Origin of the sequence: Microbispora sp. NPDC046973 (genome assembly GCF_040644495.1) — a bacterium.
Classification (GTDB): domain Bacteria; phylum Actinomycetota; class Actinomycetes; order Streptosporangiales; family Streptosporangiaceae; genus Microbispora.
Map to the genome: position 1 here is coordinate 174,043 of NZ_JBEYWQ010000011.1, position 20,502 is coordinate 194,544.

General features: G+C 69.3%; 21 protein-coding genes. 7 read left to right on the plus strand and 14 right to left on the minus strand.

What is annotated here, in order from left to right; translation table 11 throughout:
• Positions 1 to 122 precede the first annotated feature (122 nt).
• The 4 genes from ABZ860_RS21810 to ABZ860_RS21825 are packed head-to-tail and all read left to right on the plus strand — an operon-like array spanning position 123 to position 2,331.
• A complete protein-coding gene (locus tag ABZ860_RS21810; RefSeq protein ID WP_357222757.1) occupies positions 123 to 590 on the plus strand; it encodes an Lrp/AsnC family transcriptional regulator in 468 nt (155 codons plus the stop codon).
• A complete protein-coding gene (locus ABZ860_RS21815; RefSeq protein WP_357222759.1) occupies positions 587 to 979 on the plus strand; it encodes a hypothetical protein in 393 nt (130 codons plus the stop codon). The genes ABZ860_RS21810 and ABZ860_RS21815 overlap by 4 nt, the downstream gene beginning before the upstream one ends.
• Entirely contained in the window at positions 877 to 1,809 is a 933-nt protein-coding gene (gene lysA, locus ABZ860_RS21820; protein ID WP_357222762.1) for a diaminopimelate decarboxylase, read from the plus strand. Before ABZ860_RS21815 ends, lysA begins: the two co-directional genes overlap by 103 nt.
• Before the next feature lie 6 nt (positions 1,810 to 1,815).
• The gene (locus ABZ860_RS21825; RefSeq protein WP_357222765.1) at positions 1,816 to 2,331 is read left to right on the plus strand and encodes a hypothetical protein; all 516 of its coding nucleotides are present in this window, start codon (positions 1,816 to 1,818) and stop codon (positions 2,329 to 2,331) included.
• 12 nt (positions 2,332 to 2,343) lie between these two features.
• On the opposite strand, the gene ABZ860_RS21830 is transcribed toward ABZ860_RS21825, so the two are convergent.
• From ABZ860_RS21830 to ABZ860_RS21840, 3 genes are all read right to left on the minus strand, one after another.
• Entirely contained in the window at positions 2,344 to 3,390 is a 1,047-nt protein-coding gene (locus ABZ860_RS21830) for a magnesium transporter CorA family protein (protein ID WP_357222767.1), read from the minus strand.
• Between the two features lie 6 nt (positions 3,391 to 3,396).
• Positions 3,397 to 4,509: an acyltransferase gene (locus ABZ860_RS21835; RefSeq protein ID WP_357222770.1), complete on the minus strand. Its 1,113-nt coding sequence runs from the start codon at positions 4,507 to 4,509 to the stop codon at positions 3,397 to 3,399.
• Positions 4,510 to 4,574: 65 nt separating this feature from the next.
• On the minus strand, positions 4,575 to 6,365 hold the full coding sequence (locus ABZ860_RS21840) for a long-chain fatty acid--CoA ligase (RefSeq protein WP_357222773.1): 1,791 nt from the start codon (positions 6,363 to 6,365) through the stop codon (positions 4,575 to 4,577).
• 277 nt (positions 6,366 to 6,642) lie between these two features.
• Between ABZ860_RS21840 and ABZ860_RS21845 the strand changes: the two genes are divergently transcribed.
• Positions 6,643 to 9,069 carry a phosphoketolase family protein gene (locus tag ABZ860_RS21845; protein WP_357222775.1) on the plus strand — a complete coding sequence of 809 codons (2,427 nt, stop codon included), beginning with the start codon at positions 6,643 to 6,645 and terminating at the stop codon, positions 9,067 to 9,069.
• Positions 9,070 to 9,160: 91 nt separating this feature from the next.
• Entirely contained in the window at positions 9,161 to 9,724 is a 564-nt protein-coding gene (locus ABZ860_RS21850) for a VLRF1 family aeRF1-type release factor (RefSeq protein WP_357222778.1), read from the plus strand.
• An 83-nt stretch (positions 9,725 to 9,807) separates the two neighbouring features.
• Here ABZ860_RS21850 and ABZ860_RS21855 read toward each other — a convergent pair whose 3' ends face one another.
• Complete coding sequence (locus ABZ860_RS21855; RefSeq protein ID WP_204052543.1) at positions 9,808 to 10,770, minus strand: DJ-1/PfpI family protein; 963 nt, start codon at positions 10,768 to 10,770, stop codon at positions 9,808 to 9,810.
• Positions 10,771 to 11,008: 238 nt separating this feature from the next.
• Here ABZ860_RS21855 and ABZ860_RS21860 point away from each other — a divergent pair, with 238 nt between their 5' ends.
• Complete coding sequence (locus ABZ860_RS21860; RefSeq protein ID WP_357222782.1) at positions 11,009 to 11,581, plus strand: hypothetical protein; 573 nt, start codon at positions 11,009 to 11,011, stop codon at positions 11,579 to 11,581.
• 193 nt (positions 11,582 to 11,774) lie between these two features.
• On the opposite strand, the gene ABZ860_RS21865 is transcribed toward ABZ860_RS21860, so the two are convergent.
• The 10 genes from ABZ860_RS21865 to ABZ860_RS21910 all read right to left on the minus strand — a co-directional run bounded on the left by ABZ860_RS21865 (position 11,775) and on the right by ABZ860_RS21910 (position 20,474).
• Positions 11,775 to 12,407 (minus strand): LysE family translocator, encoded by a 633-nt coding sequence (locus tag ABZ860_RS21865; protein ID WP_357222784.1) that lies wholly within the window; start codon positions 12,405 to 12,407, stop codon positions 11,775 to 11,777.
• A 9-nt stretch (positions 12,408 to 12,416) separates the two neighbouring features.
• Positions 12,417 to 13,112: a peptide chain release factor H gene (gene prfH, locus ABZ860_RS21870; protein ID WP_357222787.1), complete on the minus strand. Its 696-nt coding sequence runs from the start codon at positions 13,110 to 13,112 to the stop codon at positions 12,417 to 12,419.
• Positions 13,109 to 14,308, minus strand: coding sequence for an RNA ligase RtcB family protein (locus ABZ860_RS21875; RefSeq protein ID WP_357222789.1), 1,200 nt, complete (start codon positions 14,306 to 14,308; stop codon positions 13,109 to 13,111). The genes prfH and ABZ860_RS21875 overlap by 4 nt, the downstream gene beginning before the upstream one ends.
• Before the next feature lie 395 nt (positions 14,309 to 14,703).
• On the minus strand, positions 14,704 to 15,765 hold the full coding sequence (locus tag ABZ860_RS21880) for a hypothetical protein (protein WP_357222791.1): 1,062 nt from the start codon (positions 15,763 to 15,765) through the stop codon (positions 14,704 to 14,706).
• 176 nt (positions 15,766 to 15,941) lie between these two features.
• Positions 15,942 to 16,160 (minus strand): helix-turn-helix transcriptional regulator, encoded by a 219-nt coding sequence (locus ABZ860_RS21885; RefSeq protein WP_079317389.1) that lies wholly within the window; start codon positions 16,158 to 16,160, stop codon positions 15,942 to 15,944.
• A gap of 9 nt (positions 16,161 to 16,169) precedes the next feature.
• Positions 16,170 to 16,577 (minus strand): hypothetical protein, encoded by a 408-nt coding sequence (locus ABZ860_RS21890; protein ID WP_357222794.1) that lies wholly within the window; start codon positions 16,575 to 16,577, stop codon positions 16,170 to 16,172.
• 211 nt (positions 16,578 to 16,788) lie between these two features.
• A complete protein-coding gene (locus ABZ860_RS21895) occupies positions 16,789 to 16,926 on the minus strand; it encodes a hypothetical protein (protein ID WP_357222795.1) in 138 nt (45 codons plus the stop codon).
• 61 nt (positions 16,927 to 16,987) lie between these two features.
• Positions 16,988 to 17,371, minus strand: coding sequence for an STAS domain-containing protein (locus ABZ860_RS21900; protein WP_357222797.1), 384 nt, complete (start codon positions 17,369 to 17,371; stop codon positions 16,988 to 16,990).
• Positions 17,372 to 17,574: 203 nt separating this feature from the next.
• Positions 17,575 to 17,943, minus strand: a complete 369-nt coding sequence (locus ABZ860_RS21905) for a nuclear transport factor 2 family protein (RefSeq protein WP_357222800.1) — start codon at positions 17,941 to 17,943, stop codon at positions 17,575 to 17,577.
• 221 nt (positions 17,944 to 18,164) lie between these two features.
• Entirely contained in the window at positions 18,165 to 20,474 is a 2,310-nt protein-coding gene (locus ABZ860_RS21910; protein WP_357222803.1) for a glycoside hydrolase family 9 protein, read from the minus strand.
• Positions 20,475 to 20,502 lie beyond the last annotated feature (28 nt).

Here is a 20,502-nt window from a genome sequence, read left to right on the forward strand (position 1 = left end):
GCCGTAGGAATCGCGTCAGGATCGCCCGCTTGTGGGCTGACCCGTGCTTAGCGTGTCGTGTGTCCCATTTACGGGTTGTTCGCCGGTTCAGCGCGGCAGGACCGTTCAGGAGGCGGTGTGCGGTGAGATCTCTCGACGACGTCGACAGGTCGCTGCTCCAGGCGCTTGCACGAGACGGCCGCGCTCCGGTGCGGGCCCTCGCCCGCGACCTCGCGCTCGGCGACAGCACGGTCTCCGTCCGGTTGCGCAGGCTGCGCGACAGCGGCGCGCTGGCCGCCGTCCGTGTCGAGGTGGACCCGGCGGCGTTCGGCCGCCCGATCCAGGCGGTCGTACGCGTCCGGCTGCGCCACGACGTGACATGCGGAGCCTACGAGCAGAGGTTGCGTGAGATGCCCGCGGTGTTGAGCGCGCTGGTCCTGCTCGGCGACGCCGACATCGAGGTACGGGTGGCCTGCCGGAGCATGGACGACCTCGAACTTGCGGTGGCGACGCTCCGCGACGCGGGCGCCGACACCACCTGCACCCAGATCGTGACCCGTACGGTCACCGGACTCGGCCAGGCGATCCTGGCGGAGAGAAGAACGAGATGAGCCTGCTGATCACACCTCCGCGTACGACGGAGACGGCCGGCGGCCCCTGGCCGGCCACCGCGCGCTTCGGCGCCGACGGGCATGCGGAGGTCGGCGGCGTCGACCTGATGGAGGTGGCCGGGCGCTTCGGCACCCCGGCGTACGTCATGGACGAGGCGGACGTGCGTCTGCGCTGCCGCGCCTACCGCGCCGCGCTGCCCCGGGCCGAGGTCGCGTACGCCGCCAAGGCGTTCTGGTGCCGGGCCATGGCCGCCTGGGTCCGGTCCGAGGGGCTCGCCCTCGACGTGTGCAGCGCGTCGGCCGCATCGTCGTCGACGACCTCACCGAGATCAACCGCCTCGCCGCGCTCGTCCCCGCCGGAATGCGGCAGAAGGTGCTGGTGCGGGTGATTCCCGACATCGAAGCCGGGGAGCATGCCGCCATTCGCACGGGCGGCGAGGACCACAAGTTCGGGCTGTCGATCGCGGCCGGTGTGGCGAGGGAGGCGGTCAACCGGATCCTCCGCCAGCCGCGCCTGGAGCTGGTCGGCCTGCACTGCCACCTGGGATCCCAGATCGCCGCCGCCGAGCCGTACGAGCAGAGCGCGCGGGTGCTGGTGGAGCAGCTCGCGCGGATCCGCGACGCGCACGGAGTGACGCTGCCCCAGCTCGACCTCGGCGGCGGTCACGCGATCGCGTACACGAGCGGGCAGAGCGGCCTGGCTCCCTCACAGCTCAGCTCGCTGGCCGCGACCGTCGAGAGGCGCTGTGCCGGCATCGGCCTGCCGGCGCCGCGGCTGACCGTCGAACCCGGACGGGCCGTCGCCGGGCCCGCCGGCGTGACGCTCTATCGCGTGATCGCCGTCAAGAAGGGGCTGCGCCGCACGTACGTCGCGGTCGACGGAGGCATGAGTGACAACCCCCGGCCCGCTATGTACGGCTCGCGGTACGAGATGCGCGTGATCGGCCGGGCGACGCACGAGGGCGAGCGCGACTTCACCGTGGTCGGCCACCACTGCGAAAGCGGAGACACGCTGGCCGAGGACGCCGCGCTCCCCGCCGACATCCACCCCGGAGACGTGCTCGCCGTCGCCGCCACCGGCGCCTACAACCACTCGATGGCCTCGACGTACAACATGACCGGGCGCCCGCCGGTCGTCGCCGTGAGCCGGGGCAAGGACCGCCTCGTCGTTCGCCGCGAGGGCCTCGACGATCTGCTGCGCCGCGACGTCGGCCTCTGAGAACTCGTGGGGAAGATCGTGCACGTCTCGTCGACGGAACGCGTCCTGACGGCGGCGCTGCTGACCATCGTCGCCTGCGCGACCAGCGCGATCGTCAGCGCGCTCCTGATCCACGACGCGGACGCCTACACCGACGGCCACCGGCGGGTGACCGCCCACGTTGTACGGGTGCTCCGGACCCCCGCCGCCGCGGCCCGGTCCGCTGCTCTGCCCACCACGGTGGCGGAGGTCGTCTGGACCGGCCGGGACGGCCGTTCCCACACGGGCAGAACGGTGACGACCTCCGGGCACCAGGCGGGGGACCGGCTGGCCCTGTGGGTCGACGCCGGGGAGGACCCGGCCCCCGGCCCCTCGCCGACCGCCGTGGTCGTCGTGGTCGCTCTGCTGGCGGGACCGGCCGCGGCCGGCGGCCTCTGGACCGCAGGCCACCTCGTGCGGTCGGGGCGCCGTGCATGGACCGCGCGGCGTGCCGTGGCCGGGTGGGAAGGTGAATGGCGGACCATCACGGCCAGAGGGCGCTGAGAGCGGCGACGGTCACAGCCACCCCCGTCTCTTGAACACCATGTAGAGAACTGCCGACGCCAGCATCATGAGGGTCAGGGCGAACGGGTAGCCAAGGATCCAGTGCAATTCCGGCATATGGGTGAAATTCATGCCGTATACCGTGCCGACCAGAGTGGGGGCGAAGAAGATGGCCGCCCAAGCGGATATTTTCTTGATCTCCTCGTTCTGCGTATAGCTGGCCTCCGTCAGACGCTTGACCTCCTCGTTCTGCGCCTGGCCGATGAGCGCGGCCTTGATGGTGAGGGTGGTCTGGTAGAACTCGATCACGCCCTGGAGGTACTCCCGTTCGCCGTCGGCGACCCTCCGTATCCGCTCGAACCGGTCCCCGATCTCCGCCATCAGACGTCTGCCTTCGGGAGACATGCGGGCGAGGCCGGCCATCTCTCCGTAGATCGCGCCGCTCAGCGCACCCATCGTACGCACGGTGAGCAGGCCGTGGCGGGTGCGGAACAGCTCGTCGAGGAACTCTTCGGGGTCGCCCACCTGCCCGCCCGTGACCCGCTGCTCCAGTCGCCACACGTCGCCGGTGACCGCCTCGACGTAGTCCTCCTGGTTGCGGATGAGGGCGGCGACGATCGCGTGGGACAGTTCGAACGCCGAGGCGGGACGCAGCCGCCCCGCCTCGATGCGGGCCAGCACCGCCCGTGTCTCCCGCAGGGCGATCCCGGGCTCGACCGCCGGGTTCACCGGCCCGTGGACGGTTACCAGATAGTTGCGGCCGATGAACTGGTCGAGCTCGATGTAGTGCACGTGCCCCCGCTTCCCCCGCTCGGGGGCGTGCAGAACGACGAACACATGATCCCGGTAGGCGTGCATCTTCGGCACACGGTTGCGTTCGACACAGTCTTTGATCGCCATGGGGTGGAAGCCGAACACCTCCGCCAGCACACCTGCGGCGTCGGTGCCACAGGGGGAGATGTCCACCCACACCAGGCCGTCCTGTCGCCCGAGCAGTGTCGGCAGCTCTTCGACGGGACGCTTCTCGATCCCCTCCTGATTGATCAGGTGAACGTCCATGTGGTCTCAGCGACCTGCCCCTCTTCTGGGCCGGCGGGCGGCCAGCTCGGCTCGGACGAACAGGGCGGCCAGCACGGCCAGCACGGCCGACGGGGCCACGAGCCACAGCCAGCGCTGCGCCCACCAGCCGGCGGTCGGCTGCGCCGGCAGGGTGCCACCCAGCCCTTCGTAGACCCAGAGCACCACCAGGTAAGCGGTCATGTGCCAGAGAAAGATGGTCAACGCGCCCACGTTGAGTGCCACCACCGGCTTCCAGACAGCCGGCCGGCGTAGCAGGCGCTCGGCGGCCGGCGTGACCAGGATCAGCAGCCCGAGTTGAAAGACGGCCAGGGCGGCGATGGCGGCGTTGGTGGGGAAGAGGTTGGATTCGGTGCCGACGGTGCTCACCATCGAGGGGGGGTAGCCCGCTCCCACCGTCAGCGCGACCAGCGCGGCCAGTCCGGCCCCGGCAACCGCCAGCCGCTGCGCCAGCGACCGCCGCCCCAGCTCCCAGCCGCGCCAGGCGTAGCCGAGTTGATGGCAGAACAGCCACACCAGTGCGGCGGTCGCCCAGCCCGCCCAGTCCAGGCCGGCGCCGCGGTGCGCCACGCTGCCGAGGGCGATCAGCAGCACGAGCGCTACCAGCACCCAGGCTCCGTAGCGGGCGTGCAGGCTCGCGGTGATCGGCACCGCGGCGATCAGCAGGCCGTACACGCCCAGGAACCACAGCGGCGTCAGGTAGCCGGGAAACCACTCCCACATCCATCGGTGCGGGCCGGGCAGGGCGGCCGCGATCAGCTCGCCGGCGAGCCAGACCAGGGACCAGACGGCAGTCGGCCAAAGCAGCCGGCGCAGCCGGTCTCGGACGAACCGCCCGGCGGTCGTCCCGCGCGTCTGGGCCCGTCGCCAGCCGACCAGGTTGGCGTACCCGCCGACGAGGAAGAACACCGGCATGATCTGCAGCACCCAGGTGGCCAGCCAGCCACCAGGCACGGCATGGATGGGGTTGGGCATGGTGAGGCTGCCGTCGGCGGTGCGGTGGGTGACCGACAATGTCCAGTGCCAGAGGGTGACGATCAGGATGCACAGCGCGCGGGCGGCGTCGACCACCCGGTCGCGGGACGCCGGCGTGGCCGCCACCAGCCGGTCCAGCGTCGGCCGCTTGTCCGCGACCCGGCCGGTCTGCCGAGGTCGGCGCCTGAGGCTCAGCGGTACAGCTCCTCGATGTCGGCCGCGAAGTCCTTGTGGACCAAGGCGCGCTTGACCTTCAGGGTCGGGGTCAGATAACCGTTCTGTTCGGTCAGGTCGACGGGAAGGATCCGGAACCTGCGGATCGACTCAGCCCGGCTCACCGCCGTGTTGGCCTCGTCCACGGCCGTCTGCAGCGTGGCCAGCAGATCCGGATCGTCGCGAAGCTCGGCCGGGCCGGCCTGCTCGGGCCTGCCGACGGCCCGCTTCCATGACGTCAGCGCCTCGGTGTCCAGGGTGATTAGCGCGGCGGTGTACGGCCGCCGGTCGCCGACGACCACCGCCTGGCTGATGAGCGGGTGGGTGCGCAGGCGGTCCTCGAGCGGCTCGGGGGCGAGGTTCTTGCCGCCGGCGGTGACGATGATCTCCTTCTTGCGACCCGAGATCGTCAGGAACCCGTCCTCGTCCAGAGCGCCGACGTCGCCGGTGCGCAGCCAGCCGTCGGCGGTCCGGCTCTCCCTGGTCGCCTGCTCGTTGCGCCAGTAGCCCTGGAACAGGATCGGGCCCTTGATCAGGATTTCGCCGTCGCCGGCGATCCGGATCTCGACCCCGGGCAGGGGTGGCCCCACCGTGCCGATCTTCATCGCGTGGGGCAGGTTCACGGTCGCGGCGGCGCTGGTCTCGGTCAGCCCGTAGCCTTCCAGCACGGTGATGCCGATTCCCCGGAAGAAGTGGCTCAGCCGTGCGCCCAGCGGCGCTCCGCCGGAGATCGCGTAGCTGACTCGGCCGCCGAGCGCGGCCCGCAGCCTCCGGTACACCAGCCGGTCGGACAGGCGATGTGCCAGGCGCAACCGCCGGCTTGGCCGCCCGTCGTCCAACGCCTGGCTGTAGGCCACGGCGGTCCGGTCGGCCCAGGCGAAGATCCTGCCCTTGCCCCCGGCCCGGGCCCGCTGCTGAGCACCGTTGTAGACCCGCTCGAACACCCTGGGCACCGCCAGCAGGAACGACGGTTTCACAGCGGCCAGGTCCTCGGTCAGCCTGGACTGGTCGGCGCTGTGCGCCAGGCAGATCCCCTGCTCCACGCACGCCACCTGGATCACCCGCGCGAACACGTGCGCCAGCGGCAGGAACAACAGCGTCGAGGCGTCCTGGCCGAAGATCCGCTTCAGGCTGTCGATCGCGATGCGAGCCTCGTACAGCAGGTTGCCGTGGCTCAGCATGCAGCCTTTCGGGCGGCCGGTGGTGCCGGAGGTGTAGATGATCGTCGCCAGGTCGTCGGCCGACACCGCCCGGCGGCGCTCACGTAGCCGGGCGTCGTCCACGTCTCGCCCGTCCTCGCGGAGACGGTCCAGCCCGCCGCCGTCGATCTGCCACACCCTCAGCGGCCCGGACAGGCTCACGGCCGCGTCCTCGACCAAGCGGCGATGCGACTCGCGCTCGACCACCGCGGCGACCGGGCCGGCGTCCTCCAGCACCCAGCGGACCTGCTCGGCCGAGGAGGTCTCATAGATCGGGACCGGCAGCGCTCCCACCGTCCACAGGGCGTAGTCCACCACCGTCCACTCGTAGCTGGTGGCGGCCAGCAGGGCGATCCGATCGCCCGGCCGGATCCCGGCGGCGAAGAAGCCGGCCGCCAGGCTGCGAACGTCGGCCGCGAACCGCCTGGCCGAGACCGGACGCCAACTGCCGGCCGACCGGCGCTGGAACAGGACCATGTCGCCGTCCACCCGGCCGTCGGCGAACACCACGTCGGCGAGCTGGGCGTCTGGGGCGACGGTCACCGGGGACGGGGCCGTATGGACACGCATCGTCCATCTCCCTGCGAGGAAAGGCCAACCAGGCGGGACTGCGGCACCGGGTGCCGCGTGTACGGCGAGAAGCAGCCAATTGTGTTGGTTTCCGCACGTCATCAGGCACAAACGTGGGAGGCCGTACGACGGCGCAGCCCACCGCGTCCCAGACCGATGACCCCAAGCGGAAAACAAGCGACACGTAGACTGACAAAACGCCCACGATCCAGGGAATCACCTGATCAGAGCCCGTGGGGAACCGTAAGCAGGGACATCCAGGTGGATGGAGTCTCTCGTGGCAACCACCGAAACCGGGCGCCGCACCGTCACCGCGGACGTGGTGAACCGGCTCGCCCATCCCACCGACGCCGACATCGCTGCGGTAGACGCGTGGTGGCGTGCCAACAACTATCTGACCGTCGGCCAGATCTACCTGATGGCCAACCCACTCCTACGCGAGCCGCTGGCCGGCGAGCACATCAAGCCGCGGCTGCTCGGACACTGGGGCACCAGCCCTGGCCTGGCGCTGGTGTACGCGCACGCGTCCCGGCTGATCCGGCACACCGGGCAGCAGATGATCTACCTGGCCGGTCCCGGGCACGGCGGCCCGACGCTGGTCGCGGCCGGTTACCTGGAGGGCGCCTACACGGAGATCTACCCGCACATCACCCTGGACGAGGCGGGGCTGCTGCGGCTGTTCCGCCAGTTCTCCACGCCCGGCGGAATCCCCAGCCACGCGTCGGTGCCGACCCCGGGCTCGATCCACGAGGGAGGTGAGCTCGGCTACGTGCTGCTGCACGCGTTCGGCGCGGTGATGGACAACCCGGATCTCATCGCCCTGGCGGTGGTCGGCGACGGTGAGGCGGAGACCGGTCCGCTGGCGGGGTCGTGGAACGGGATCTCCTTCCTGAACCCGGTTCGCGACGGCGCGGTGCTGCCGGTCCTCCACCTGAACGGCGCGAAGATCGCCGGGCCGACCCTGCTGGCCCGGAAGGACCGCGACGAGGTCCGGTCCCTGCTGACCGGGCACGGGTATGAGGTGATCGAGGTCGAGGGTGACGACCTCCCCGGCATGCACTATCGGTTCGCCGACGCGCTGACGCGGGCGTGGGCGTCGATCAAGGCGATCCAGGCGGCGGCCCGCGGCGGCGACTGGGACGGCACCCGGCCCCGGTGGCCGATGATCGTGCTGCGGACGCCGAAGGGCTGGACCGGACCGGACGTGGTGGACGGGGTGCGGGTGTCGGGCACATGGCGCTCTCACCAGGTGCCACTGACCGGAATCAAGAACAACAAGGAGCACCTGCGGATCCTTGAGGACTGGATGCGCTCCTACCGGCCCGAGGATCTCTTCGACGACCACGGCGCGCCCGAGGCGCTGACGCTGTCGATCAACCCTGAGGGAGAGCTGCGGATGAGCGGCAACCCGCACGCCAACGGGGGCCTGCTCACCGTCGACCTGGACCTGCCCGACTTCCGTGACTACGCGGTGCCGGTGCAGGCGCCGGGCAGGAACCGGCTCGAGTCGACCCGCAAGCTCGGCGAGCTCATGCGCGACATCTACCGGCGCAACCCGGATCGGTTCCGGCTCTTCTGCCCCGACGAGACCAACAGCAACAGGCTGGGGGCGGTGTTCGAGGAGTCCGACCGGGCGTTCGCGGAGCGCGTGACCGAGGAGGACGTCGCGATATCTCGGGACGGCCGGGTGATGGAGGTGCTCTCTGAGCACGCCTGCCACGGCTGGCTTGTGGGCTACACGCTGACCGGCCGGCACGGCTGGTTCGCCACCTACGAGGCGTTCGGCATGGTGTCGGCCTCGCAGACCGTACAGCATGCGAAGTGGCTGCAGGAGGCGCACGACCTGGCGTGGCGGGTTTCGGTGCCGAGCCTGAACATCCTGCTGACCTCGACCGCCTGGCGCCAGGACCACAACGGTTTCAGCCACCAGGGGCCCGGCCTGATCCAGAACGCGATCACCCAGCGCGGCACGATCAGCCGGGTCTACCTGCCGCCGGATGCGAACACGCTGCTGTCGGTGGCGGACCACTGCATGCGGTCGCGGTCGCGCGTGAACCTCGTCGTCATCGACAAGCAGCCGCAGCTGCAGTGGCTGCCCATGGATGAGGCGGTGGTCCACTGTGCCCGGGGTGCCGGGGTGTGGCCGTGGGCGGGCACCGAGGACGGGCGGTCGGACCCGGACATCGTGCTTGCCTGCGCCGGGGACGTGGTCACCATGGAGACCGTCGCGGCGGCGAACATCCTGCGCGGGCGGCTGCCGCACTTCGCCACCAGAGTGGTCAACGTGGTCAATCTGATGACGTTGCCACCGCGCACCGTCCACCCGAACGGCATGGACGACATCCTGTTCCGGGAGCTGTTCACCGACCACGTCGACGTGCTGTTCGCCTTCCACGGCTACCCGGGCGCGATCCACCAGCTGGTGCACGGCCGGCCGGACCCGGAAAGGTTCCACGTGCGCGGGTTCGTGGAGGAGGGGACGACCACGACCCCGTTCGACATGGTGGTGCGCAACCGGGCATCCCGGTACCACCTGGTCATCGACGCGCTGAAGACCGCGCGGCGGACCCCCACCGGGGCGAGCGAGCTGAAGGCGTGGTGCGAGCAGCAGCTCCTCCGCCACGAGCGGTACGTGGTCGAGCACCTGCAGGACATGCCGGAGGTGCGGGACTGGTCACTGGGCGACTGGGCAGAGCAGGGCTGAGGGCGCTCCCGTAGGCGCTGACCAGGGAAGACGGGCGCCTCGTCGAAATGGGATCGCCCCTACCGGCGGGGGCCCGCGCAAAGGGCTCCTGGTGGGGCGTGACGGCGTGCGGCTGTTCGACTGCCGGTACGGCCTGGCCGAGGAGCTGGAGCCGGTCACCTTCGACCTGGCGACCGCGGGCTCGTCCGGAGAGGAGCCGGCGACGCTGCCCGGGCTCTCCCGGCGCGACATCCACCCCGCCCGCTTCGACCAGCGCGTCGAGGAGCACCTGACCAAGTTCCTGCGCGAGTCGGCCCCGCACGTTGCCGGGCAGGCCCAGCGGCTGGGCTGGGAGACGCTGCTGCTGGTGGGCGACCCCCGCGACACCTCGGTGCTGGGTGAGGCGCTGCCGGTCGGCCCGGAGATCGTCCAGATGGACGCCGTGCTCGATCCCGCCCTGTCGCCGTCGGAGGCGCTGGAGTTCGTCCGCCCTGCTCTCGACGAGGTGCGGGCCAGGCATGACGCCGCCCTGGCCGTACGCGCCCGGGACCTGGCCCTGTCGGGCGGTAACGGCGCGGTCGGCCTCGACGACATCCTCTCCCTGCTGCGGCAGGGCCGCGATGCTGCGCTGGTGAGCCCACCCATGCCGACGCCGGTTCGCGCGTCGTGCCGGTAGTGCTGCCCCCGGTTCCCGCCTCTTTGCCCCCTTTCGACGCAGGCGGGTGGGGTACGGGGTCGCTGCGGTGATCATTTTCGTCGCTACCGCATGGTCTTGGTCAGACGGTAGCGCGCGGGCGGGATGCCGTACCGATCGAGGAAGCTCTGACGGAGGCTTTCAGTCGTGCCGAAGCCGCAACGGGCCGCGATCGCGGCCATGGGCAGGGACGTGGAGACGAGGAGATGGGCGGCGGCCTCGGTGCGGGCCCGGCGTACGAACCGGCCTGGGCTCTGGCCCAGGTGCTTGAGGAACAGGCGGGTGAGATGCCGCTCGCTCACGCCCGCGTCGGCCGCCAGGGAGGCCGTGGTCAGGTCGCCGTCCAGGTGGCCCGTGATGTGGTCGACGACGCGCTTGACCAGGCTGTCGCTCGGCGGCGGGCTTTCCGTGAACATGCTCATCTGGGCCTGGTTGCCGGGTCGCTGCAGGTAGGCCACCAGGTAGCGGGCCACCTCCCGGGCGAGCGGGGCCCCGTGATCCTCTTCGATGAAGGCGAGCGTGAGGTCGAGGGCGCTCGTGACCCCGGCGGCCGTGGCGACGTTGCCGTCGCGGATGAAAATCGGCTCGGCGTCGACGGTGATTTCCGGGTGACGGGTGGCGAGTACGTACCCGTACTTCCAGTGAGTGGTGGCCCGGCGCCCGTCGAGCAGGCCGGCGGCGGCCAGCACCGCCGCGCCCGTGCACACCGAGGCGACGCGGCGACTCTCCCGGGCCAGACGGCGGACGTGGCCGACGATCACTTGGCTGGCGGCGGCGTCCTCGTGCCCGATTCCCCCCGACACCACGAGTGTGTCCAGCGGTCCGGTGATGTGCTCGAGGGCCTGCTGCCCCTGCAGCGTCAACCCGCTCGCGCAGGTGATGGGCAGGCCTGACGGGGTGGCCAGGCACACGTCGTAGAGCGGCACGGCGCCGTGCAGGTTCGCCATTATCAGGCTGGACGTCACGCATGAAATGTCCAGCAACTCCGCCGCATGGTATCCGAGCACGACCACACGTCGTTGAGTCATGGCACGACTCTACGTCGGGAAGACACACAGCCAACGTTTCCGGACCTGTTTCCGGCCCCCTCGTTGGCGCTTTCTCACACCGCCGGGACAGTTGAGCCAGGCCTCGGACGGAGCTCAATACGCGCCCGGGTGCCGGGTCTATGGAACGGGATATTCCAAAACCCTCCGAGAAAGGACCGGAATGTCAGCCGAGCCACGATTCCACAAAAGCACTGGATCCGCACGCCGCGCTCTTCGTTTGGGTGTCGCCGCCGCGCTGGGTCTGGCCGTACTCCTCAGCGGCCCTCCTGCTGCCGCTGCGCAGGGCGACCCGATCGCGGATGCGCTCGCCCGAGTGGCGGACGGGACCTACACGAACGAGGATCTGGAGTTGCTCAAATCCGATCCGGAGATCGCCGCGCAGGTCCCGGACCCCACGAAACCCGATGAGTCCAGTACAACCACGAACGACGACGCGAGCACGCACGCCATTTGCGGTGCGTACGCGGATGTCTGGTTCCGTAAGCGGAGCCTGCTCGGGTCGACCATATACGTGTGGCATCACCGCGTCGTCTACTGCCGCGACGGCTCTCGGGTGACCTCCTGGCAGAATCGCTACGACTACCTGAGCGACGCGCAGAGCATTGTTTACATGCGAGAGTTGCAGGTGAACCAAGCAGGCGGAGTCGGGACGACATCGGCATGGTCGCATCTGCAACGCCATCTGGAGTACTGCGTGGCGAAGTACGGATGCTATGCCAGCATGAAGCCGTGGTCGCGTATCACGGTCCACGGCAACGCGACGTACAGCTACACGGGTTCGGCAGGATGAGCCGGCGATCGTCCGCGGGCTCGACCGGGTGAGCTTCCGGCCGTGAGGGGCGCTCCTGGCGGAATCGCGACCGGTCAGGACAGCGGGCGCAGGCGAACGCCGGCTGCCTTTGTCGCTTCGCGGCGGACCTCGGCAGCCGGCGTTTCCGCTCGTCCCGGGAATGGGCCCCGGAGGACGTGGTTGTGCGTGCGGGTTATCGGCCGTCCGTGGCCAGGCGCACCGCGAGCGCCGCGAAGACGGTGCCGGAGATCCGGTGGAGCCACCTCTGAACGGCCGGGCGCCCGCGGACGAGGTCGCCCAGGCGGCCGGCCAGCAATCCGGCGGAGGCGTCGACCGACAGGCCCACGACGATGAACAGCGCGCCGAGGAAGAAGAACTGCGCGGTCACGCTGCCCCGGGCCGGGTCTACGAACTGCGGGAAGAACGCCAGGTAGAAGGCGATCACCTTGGGGTTGGCGAGGTTCGTCAGCACGGCCTTGCCGTACACGCGTCCCAGCGGCGCCCTGGGCTCCTGTCCGGGGACGTCCTGGTCGCGGCGGGCGGCGCGGAACGACGTGACGGCCAGGTAGACCAGGTACGCGGCTCCGGCGACGCGGATGACGTCGAAGACCGTGGGAAAGGCGCTCAACAGCGCCCCCAGGCCCAGCGCCGCCAGCGTCGTGTGCACGGCCAGTCCCGTGGACATGCCGACCGCCGCGAGCACGCCCGCCCGGGGCCCTGACGCCAGGCCGGTGGCGGCGATGAACAGCATGTCGGGGCCGGGCACGATGGAGACGACGAGGGCTGCCAGGCAGAACGTGACGACGATGTGGGGATCGACGATCATAGGTCGACCCTACTGCTCGGTTCCATGAGCTCCTCGAGGGTGAGGCCGGGGACGTCGGCGCGTCTGCTTCTGCGGGGCCGGCTCCTGCGCCGACGGTCCCGGACGTTCGATGCGGGTGGGGTTGCCGCGTACGAGGTCGTCGTGGATGCGCCAGCGGCCGGTGACGGCGGCGCGTTCCGCCGCCTCGTCGCCGCGCTCGACGGCCTGCCGCAGCAGCCGTATGGCGATGCGGCGATTGAGGCTGAACTGCCGCTCGGCGTCGACAACCACGACGATCCCCGTGGGCCGGTGGGTCGCCCGTACCGCCGTGCTGGCCTTGTTGCGATGTTGCCCGCCGGGGCCGCCGGTGCGGCAGGCGACGATGTCGACGTCTGCTTCCGCGAACGTCGTGCGCGGGGTGTCGACCTGGCACGGTTGCGCGATGACGTACCAGTTCTTCCGGCCGGTGCCGGCCCGGTATGGGCTGGGGGCCTGCCAGCACAGGGTTCCGGTCCACGAGGCGGCGAATGCCTCGGCGCCGTCTCCGACGATCTGGATGAGGACCGATCGGTAGGTGCCGGCCCGGTCACCGGGGACAGTCCGGGCCCGATGGGTCTCCAGATTCTGCCGGGAGGCGTCGGCTTCGAGGCGGTGCAGCAACTGGGCCAGGGCCCAGGCACACTCCTGTGGGCCACGCCCGGCTGACAGGAGCAGGTGGACGCTCACGGCCTGCCTCGCTTGCGGCGGTGGTCCCGGTGGTCTGTTCGAGGTGTGGACCCGAGGTCGGGTGTCTTGTAGGTGACCAGAGGAATGGTGGTGGCCACGGGCGTGGCCAGGTCATGGTCGACGAGGTCGGCGATGACCTGCTCGATGCGCTTGTAGGCCGTCGGTGCCTCCTCGAAGAGAAGTTGGCGGTCGCCGCACACCACCAGCGACCCCATCGGTGTGCGGCGCAGCTCTTCGACCGTGTGCTTGGCCCGGCCTCGGCGCAGGGCGTCCGCACGGGACATCTTGCGGCCCGCGCCGTGCGCCACGGAATGGTTGGCGTGCGGCCCGGCGTGGCCGGCCACCAGGTAGGAAGGGGTGCCTCGCGTACCGGCGACGAGCACGTCGCGGCCGTCGCCCGGCGCCGCCCCCTTGCGGTGCAGGTAGATCCCGTCGCGGACCTCGACGAGGTTGTGGCACTGGTCGAGGATCGGCTCGCTGGGCTCTGTCCCCAGCGCGTGGGCGACCCGGGCGGCCAGCAGCCGCCGGTTGAGTGAGCCCCAGCGTACGGCGTCGTCATGCATCGCGAGGTAGGCGCCGGGATCAGGGGCGGGGCCCGCGCCATGGACCGTAGTGTGGGCTCGCAGGATCCGTTCGCCCAGCCCTCGGGAACCGCTGTGGACGATGAGGACCGTGTCGCCGGCGGCGAGTCCGAGACGGCTCGCGTGGCCCGGCTCGAAGACGGTCCCGATGCGCGCCAGCTCGACGAAGTGGTTGCCCCGGCCGACCGTCCCGAGGCCCTCGACGTGACCGGCGGGAATATCGCCCTTTACAACGGCCCAGGCCGGGTCATCGGCATCCTGCTCAGGGTGCAGCGCGCGATCGAGATCGGGGAACCGGGCGGCGAGCTTCTCGGGTACGGCGCGCTTGAGCTTGATGGGGAACACGGCGATGCCGCAACCGATGTCGGAGCCCACCAGGAACGGGTACAGCCTGGTCGACGTCATGGCGGCGCCGATGGGGGCGCCCTTGCCGGGGTGCAGGTCCGGCATGGCGGCGACGTGCATCATGCCGTCGAGGGCGGCCACCTGGTGGCACTGCGCAACGGCATCGGACTCGATCCAACTGGTGGGGGAGGCGAACACGGTGACGGTGGCCGACCCCGTGGCCGGGATGGACGGCGGCGGAAACTCCTGCCGGGAGTGTTGCTGAGACAAGACGCTCTCTTCGCTGAACAGGTCATGGGCTGGCGGCATTACGGCGGGAGTCGGCGCCGTGGCATCTCGAAAAGCAGCGGGGTGCTGTCCGTCAGAGCATCATGGACACAACGTTTCCTGAGCCCGCCACGCGAGGCAAGCGATTTTCGGCCGTACAGACTTGCACGCCTGCACACCCTTACTCGACGACATGCGGGTGCGCTGTGGTCGACACGCTGAGGCCATGGCGGATGAGTGCACTCTCATCGGGCGCCCAGCAGGTTCCGGACTGTCAGCTGGATAAGCAGACGTCCTTCAGTTGGAAGCCCACTTTCACCCTGCGACGGTGAAGGGCGGTGGAGCGCAGCCCGGTGCAAGGTGCAGACGTTCCTCGGATCGGGACGCGTTCTCCCGCCTTATGCAATGGCAAGTTGATTCAGGAGCTTGACGATGTCGTCCCACTTGGCTACGGCATCGTGTGCGGGAAAGAACGGATAAGCCGATGTCAGCGGCTTGCTCGTCAGCGTGCGCAAGGTCGCCAGGCAGGCTTCGGCGAGTTCCTCGCGTCCCCGTCCCCGGAGCGGGTCAAGGTTGATGCACAGCGCTCGATTCTTCGGATAGAGCTGTGCGATCCGCAGGTCGTTTCGGCCCGAGACGATTACGCCCGCAGCGGTGTTGGTCAGCAGCCGTCCCTCCTCGTCAGCCCACTGCTCGAGCAGAGTCCAGAGTGCGCGGACGTCTTCGTCGGCCTTGTCGCGAAGTTCGCTCAGGCTTGGCTGTGCAATGGCGGACTTGGCGGAGGCGGCTGCGGTGCGTCCGTACACGGTCGGGACGAGTGTCCGCAATCCGTGGTCCTCGGCGACGTACTGCTTGACCTCTACCGCGAGGACTTCTGCGGGGCTCATCTGCTCGTTGAGGAACTCCACGATGCGGCGGAGATCATCGGGCACGGCGTCGGCGACGAAGACCATGCGGATCTTGCCTGCTCGCAGGTTGTCGCCCACCTTGGCGAAGAAGGTCTCCACGGTGACCGTGTCGTCCTCACAGAGCTGCGCGACCATGCCTTGAGGATCGTGGCCGGACTCGCGCTGGGTCTGCTCGAACAGCGCCTGCAACTTGGGCACGGGCCAGTAGAGGACGCCGTTGGCGGCGTAGTCGAGCATTTGGCCAACGACCTCGCGGCGGATGCGGCTATCACTGGCGCGCTTGACCTCGACCAAGGTGGGGATGCCGTCCTGGTCGACGAAGAGGTGATCGAGACTCCAGCGTCCACCGCCTCCGTCACGGTCCGGGACGCCGGCCTCCCGCCGAACCAGCAGCCAGCGACGAGGGTCGCCGGGTGTCATCTGCCCGCCCGCCAGAAGATCCGGGTGGGTGGCCAATAATGCCTGAAGCACTTCTTCGGCTTCGTACGGTGCCAGACGCATCGTGAGAAGGCGACCGGACTCGTCGATGTGAAACATTCCGTCGCTGTTCAAAGCACCTCCAGCCGATCGGTCCATGGCTGGCACACCGGAGGAGCAACGTGCCAGTAAGTACACCAAGGTGACATCCAACTGGCCGGCGACACCAAGTTTCCGCCGAATCGTGCAGGCCATCCTCGTCCTGCAAGGACATCGAAGCGAACCGCTATTCCGGCTGAGAAGACTTGAAGTCAGGCCGGGTTGCTCGTATCTTCCGCCCGGTCAGGTCGGAAGATTTCCTCGATGGTCAAGCCGAAGACGTCGGCGATGGTGAACGCCAGAGGCAGGCTGGGGTCGTACCGCTCGGTTTCGATGGCGTTGATGGCCTGCCGGGAGACGTGGCATCGATCGGCCAGGTCGGCTTGGCTCCATCGGCGAGCTGCACGCAGTTCGCGTAGTCGGTTCTTCATAGTGCGCCCTCACCGATGCAGGCGGGTATGCAGGTCCGCGATCAGCAGCCAGATCGCCACGCCACCGAGGAGGATCAACTGCGCGAGCTGGTGGAGCTGGATGACGCCTGCGGCATCGAGCAGGGTGGCCACTTGCAGGCCCACGAGGACTGCGGCGAACGCAATGGCCATGCTCTCCAACTGAATCCTGCGCAGGTATTCGTCTGCGCGCCGGAATGCCCGCAGCAGCACCCAGGCCACCGCGAGGGTGAACACGGTGGTGGTCGCGATCCACCAGGCCTTCTGGGCGGTGCTCTGATCGGGGGTGCTGCCCAGCGCCAGGGCTATTACGCCCAAAGTAGACACGGGTATGCCGTCGATGAGCACAGCGCGGCGGGCCGCACGTGTCACCTGGTCCTGCTGCACCTGCTTTGTCATGCGATGAATGTAAGGTTTCCCTTCCATAAAGTAAAGCGACGTTGACGTAATGGAAGGGACACCTTACATTTTGGTGATACTGAGCGAGAGACGACTCCTGATCCGCCGAGCGCTGCTCGGCACCGTCGTCGCGTCAGCCATCGCTTCCGTTCCGATGGCCGCCGCGGCATCCGCTCAGTCCCGATCCGCTGCCGGCTCGCCCGTCGCCGTGCTATTTGAGCAAGGACGCGGCGGTGTGCCGGAGGTCGTGGACGCGGACCGGCCGGAGCTTGTGCGTCTCCACCATCCGGGGGAAGGACCGGGCGAGGTTGCGCGGCTCGATCGGCTGGCGGCCGGACCCGACCCCCAAGCCTCCCCCGGACGAGCGCCGCGCCGCCGCCATCAGAGGCTGGACGGCCCCTGCTCCCGACTCATGTCAACGGAGTGGGAGCCGCGTTCGCGCCAGGCTCCCAGCCGTCCAGGCCCCCCAAAGCCTGCTCCAACGTCTCGTATACCTCGAACAACTGGATCAAACCGGTCGTTCTCAGCAGGCGCCGGAGAAACGCCGGGGGAGCCGCCAGAGTCATGCGGATGCCGCGCTTCTGGCACTCCCGGAACACCTTGATGAACTGACTGATTCCGGAGGAGTCACAGAAGCGCATCGGGCCGAGATCCAGAATCAAACAGCCGTCGCGGAGGTGATCCCACAGGCGCTCAACCGTGTCGAGCAGGCTGGCAGACCTCGTCCAATCGAGATCTCCCGTGACGTGAACAACCGCCCACCTGCCATAGGCGCCGTGATCCACGTCGAACACGATTCCCTTTGGAGGCACCGCGATCACCGCCTCCTACTCGCAAAGCGCCGGCGCCGTACAGCCCGGTCCCCCGACCAAGGTACGGCAACGCCGGCCGCAAGAGGCGCCTGTCACCGCGCTACAGATGTCCGCCACAGCCCGCGCACCGACTCCCCAGGGGTAGCCCGGCAGCCCACCGGCACGGCGGGAAAGGTCGCCTCCGGTCAGCGGTAGTCGTTCTCCTTCAGTTCGACGACCCAGGCACGACGCTCTGCGATCTTGCCGTCGCGCATGACGAACACCTCCGCCATGGACATGCGCATCTCACCGCCCGCGGCTCGCTTCACCGTCCCGGTGAGTTCCGCCATGACGACATCGTCCTGCTCGACCATCCGTACGACCTCCAGGTGGGGAGGGTCGATGAGCTCGGGCGGGCCGTCTATGGCCCTGTCATAGGCGGCTTTGCCGTTCAGGTGGAAGGCGCCGAAGACGGTCCACTCGATGTCGTCGGTCAGACAGGACAGGATCTGCTCGTGATCGTTCTTACGGAAACCGTCCAGATAGGTGTTGACGGTCTCGATGTTCCGTGACATGTGTGCTCCTTCAGATCGGGGGCCGTCCCTGGGCACCCGGCGGTTCCCTCGTAAGAGAGTCGGAGTGGCCAGAACGTTCTCGACATCACTTCGACAACCGAACCTGAAGACCGGGCGCCCGGGCAGGCAGAAGGAGCTGAACGCCGACGAGCGTCGACGTTCCCGTAGAAGGGCGTGAACGGGGTGTGGCCCCGCGCGGGGTTCGCGCGGGGCCGTGCTCGTCAGGCGGGGGTGCAGGTCACCTGGGACGGGGCCGAGTTGGTGCCGTTCCAGGAGCCGTTGAAGCCGAAGGAGGTGGAGGCGCCGGCGCCGAGCGCGCCGTTCCAGGACAGGTTCGCAGCCTTCACGTTCGATCCGCTCACCGTGTATGAGGCGTTCCAGAGCTGGGTGATCGTCTGGCCGTTGGGGAAGGTCCAGGCGACCGTCCATCCGCTGGTGGCGGCGGTCCCGGTGTTCTTCACGGTGACGGCCGCCCCGAAGCCGCCGGGCCACTGACTGGTGACGGCGTACGTCGCGGTGCAGGCCTTACCCGTGCTCGCCGACGGCGACGGCGACGGCGACGGTGAAGGTGAAGGCGAAGGCGACGGGGACGGCGACGGGGACGGGCTCGCTGAAGGGGACGGAGACGGGCTGGGACTGGGCGAAGCCGAGGGCGACGACGAGGGGGAGGGCGAGGGCGACGGCGACGGGCTCACGGAGGTGCCGGCCTTCTCCGCGGTCCAGGCGCTCACCCAGGCCAGCACCGCGTTCCAGTTGATCGCCACCTCGTTGACCGACCAGGCGTTGATGTCGTCCAGGTAGCACCTCTGCGGCTTGCATCCGCTGAGCCTCTCCTGGGCGACCGGGTCCTGCAGCCCGCTGTTGGGGCCGCCGGCCAGCGCGCCGGGCGGTGCGATCGGCAGCGACGAATCGAGCTGGTGGGCCCAGAAGCGGTGGTGGACGTTGCGCGAGGGCTGGTCACCGTACCCGGTCACGTACGACTGGCCCAGGGGGTTGCGGCCGAACTCGTAGGCCATCGTTTCGAAGACGCCGGTGCGGAAGCGTTCCTGCCCGCTGAAGTCGTAGGCGAGCGCGAGCAGCGCGGCGTTGTTGAGGATCAGGTTGTTCGAGCCCCAGATGTAGCCCCCGCCGGACGGCGCGAACGGCACGGGGTAGCCCTGGCCGCGCATCGCGGTGAGCAACGTGTCGCCGTTGCTCACGAAACGGTTGCGCAGCTGCGTCCCGATCGTGGAGGTCAGGCCGTTCGGCACGAGCGCGAGCGTGATGTCGCCGAGCGAGCCGACCTCCGACCACTGGGCACCCTCGTTGGTGAAGCTCCTGCCGTAGTAGAGGGACGAGCCGGTGAGGTCGTCGCGGTAGGTCTGCTTGCCCGTGGTGACGTACAGCTCGGCAGCCGCCCAGTAGAACTCGTCGGTCACCTTGGTGTCGACGTAGGAGCCGCCGCCCTGGTCGTCGCTGCTCGGGGCGATGATGGACGGGTTGGCCTTGGCGGCCGCGTACGCCTTCTCCGCGGCGGTGAGGCAGCGGCTGGAGAAGGCCGAGTCGATGGAGGCCCACACGCGGGCGCACTGCGCGGCCGACGCGGCGAGGTTCAGCGTGGCGGCGGTGGTGGGCGCCGACAACAGCCGGGGCTGGGGGTCCTGGTCGGGCCGCATCGGCAGGCCGGTCCACGCCTGGTCGTGGATCTTGGCGTGTGCCATGCCCGCCAGCGGCCGTCCGTCCGGGACCTGCATCTTCAGCATGAAGTCGATTTCCCAGCGGGCCTCGTCGAGGATGTCGGGCACGCCGTTGCCCTGCTCCGGAATGGCCATGGTGCCGTCGCCGAAGGCCGCGGGGTTGGCGCCGGAGACGTACTTCGCCCGCTCGTAGATGTTGACGAGCTGCCAGGCCGACATGCCGCCGTTGACCACGTACTTGCCGTGGTCGCCGGCGTCGTACCACCCGCCGCGGACGTCCAGGGTGTATCCGCAGCTCGTGCGGCAGGGCACGGTGTTGTCGCCCTGGTTGGGCGAGACGTTCACGTGCCCCGCGGGCCGGGCGTACTGGCTGCCCACGTACTGAGCCTGGATCGCGATGCCGCTGCGCTGGTGGTAGAAGAACGCGAGCGCGTCGTACGGCAGCTTCTTCCAGGCGTCCGTGCCGATGTCGAAGGGCCGGCTGGACTCGTTGTCCACGGTGAGCACGAAGTTCGTGCCCGTCCCCGTGTACGACGAGAAGTCGATCTTGTGAACGGTGTCGCCCGACGGCGCGTCCTGCCCGAAGACGGTCGTGGTCCCGGTCGCCACCACCTGGTCGGAGCCGTCGAGCAGGCTCCACGTCAGCGGCGAGGTGGAGGAGGTCACCAGGGTCGCCTGCTTGGCCATGCCCGGCGCGTAGGCGACCTGGTTGACCTTGATGTTCTGCCCGAGCGGCGGCCTCGTGACGGCCTGCACCGGGCTCGTCGCGGTCACGACGGCGAACGACGCCGCACCGACGGCAAGCGCCAGGGACAGCGCCGCTCGGGGGCGGCGCGTCCAGCCTGGCTTTTTCATGATTAACACCTCCGGCCTTTATGTTTCG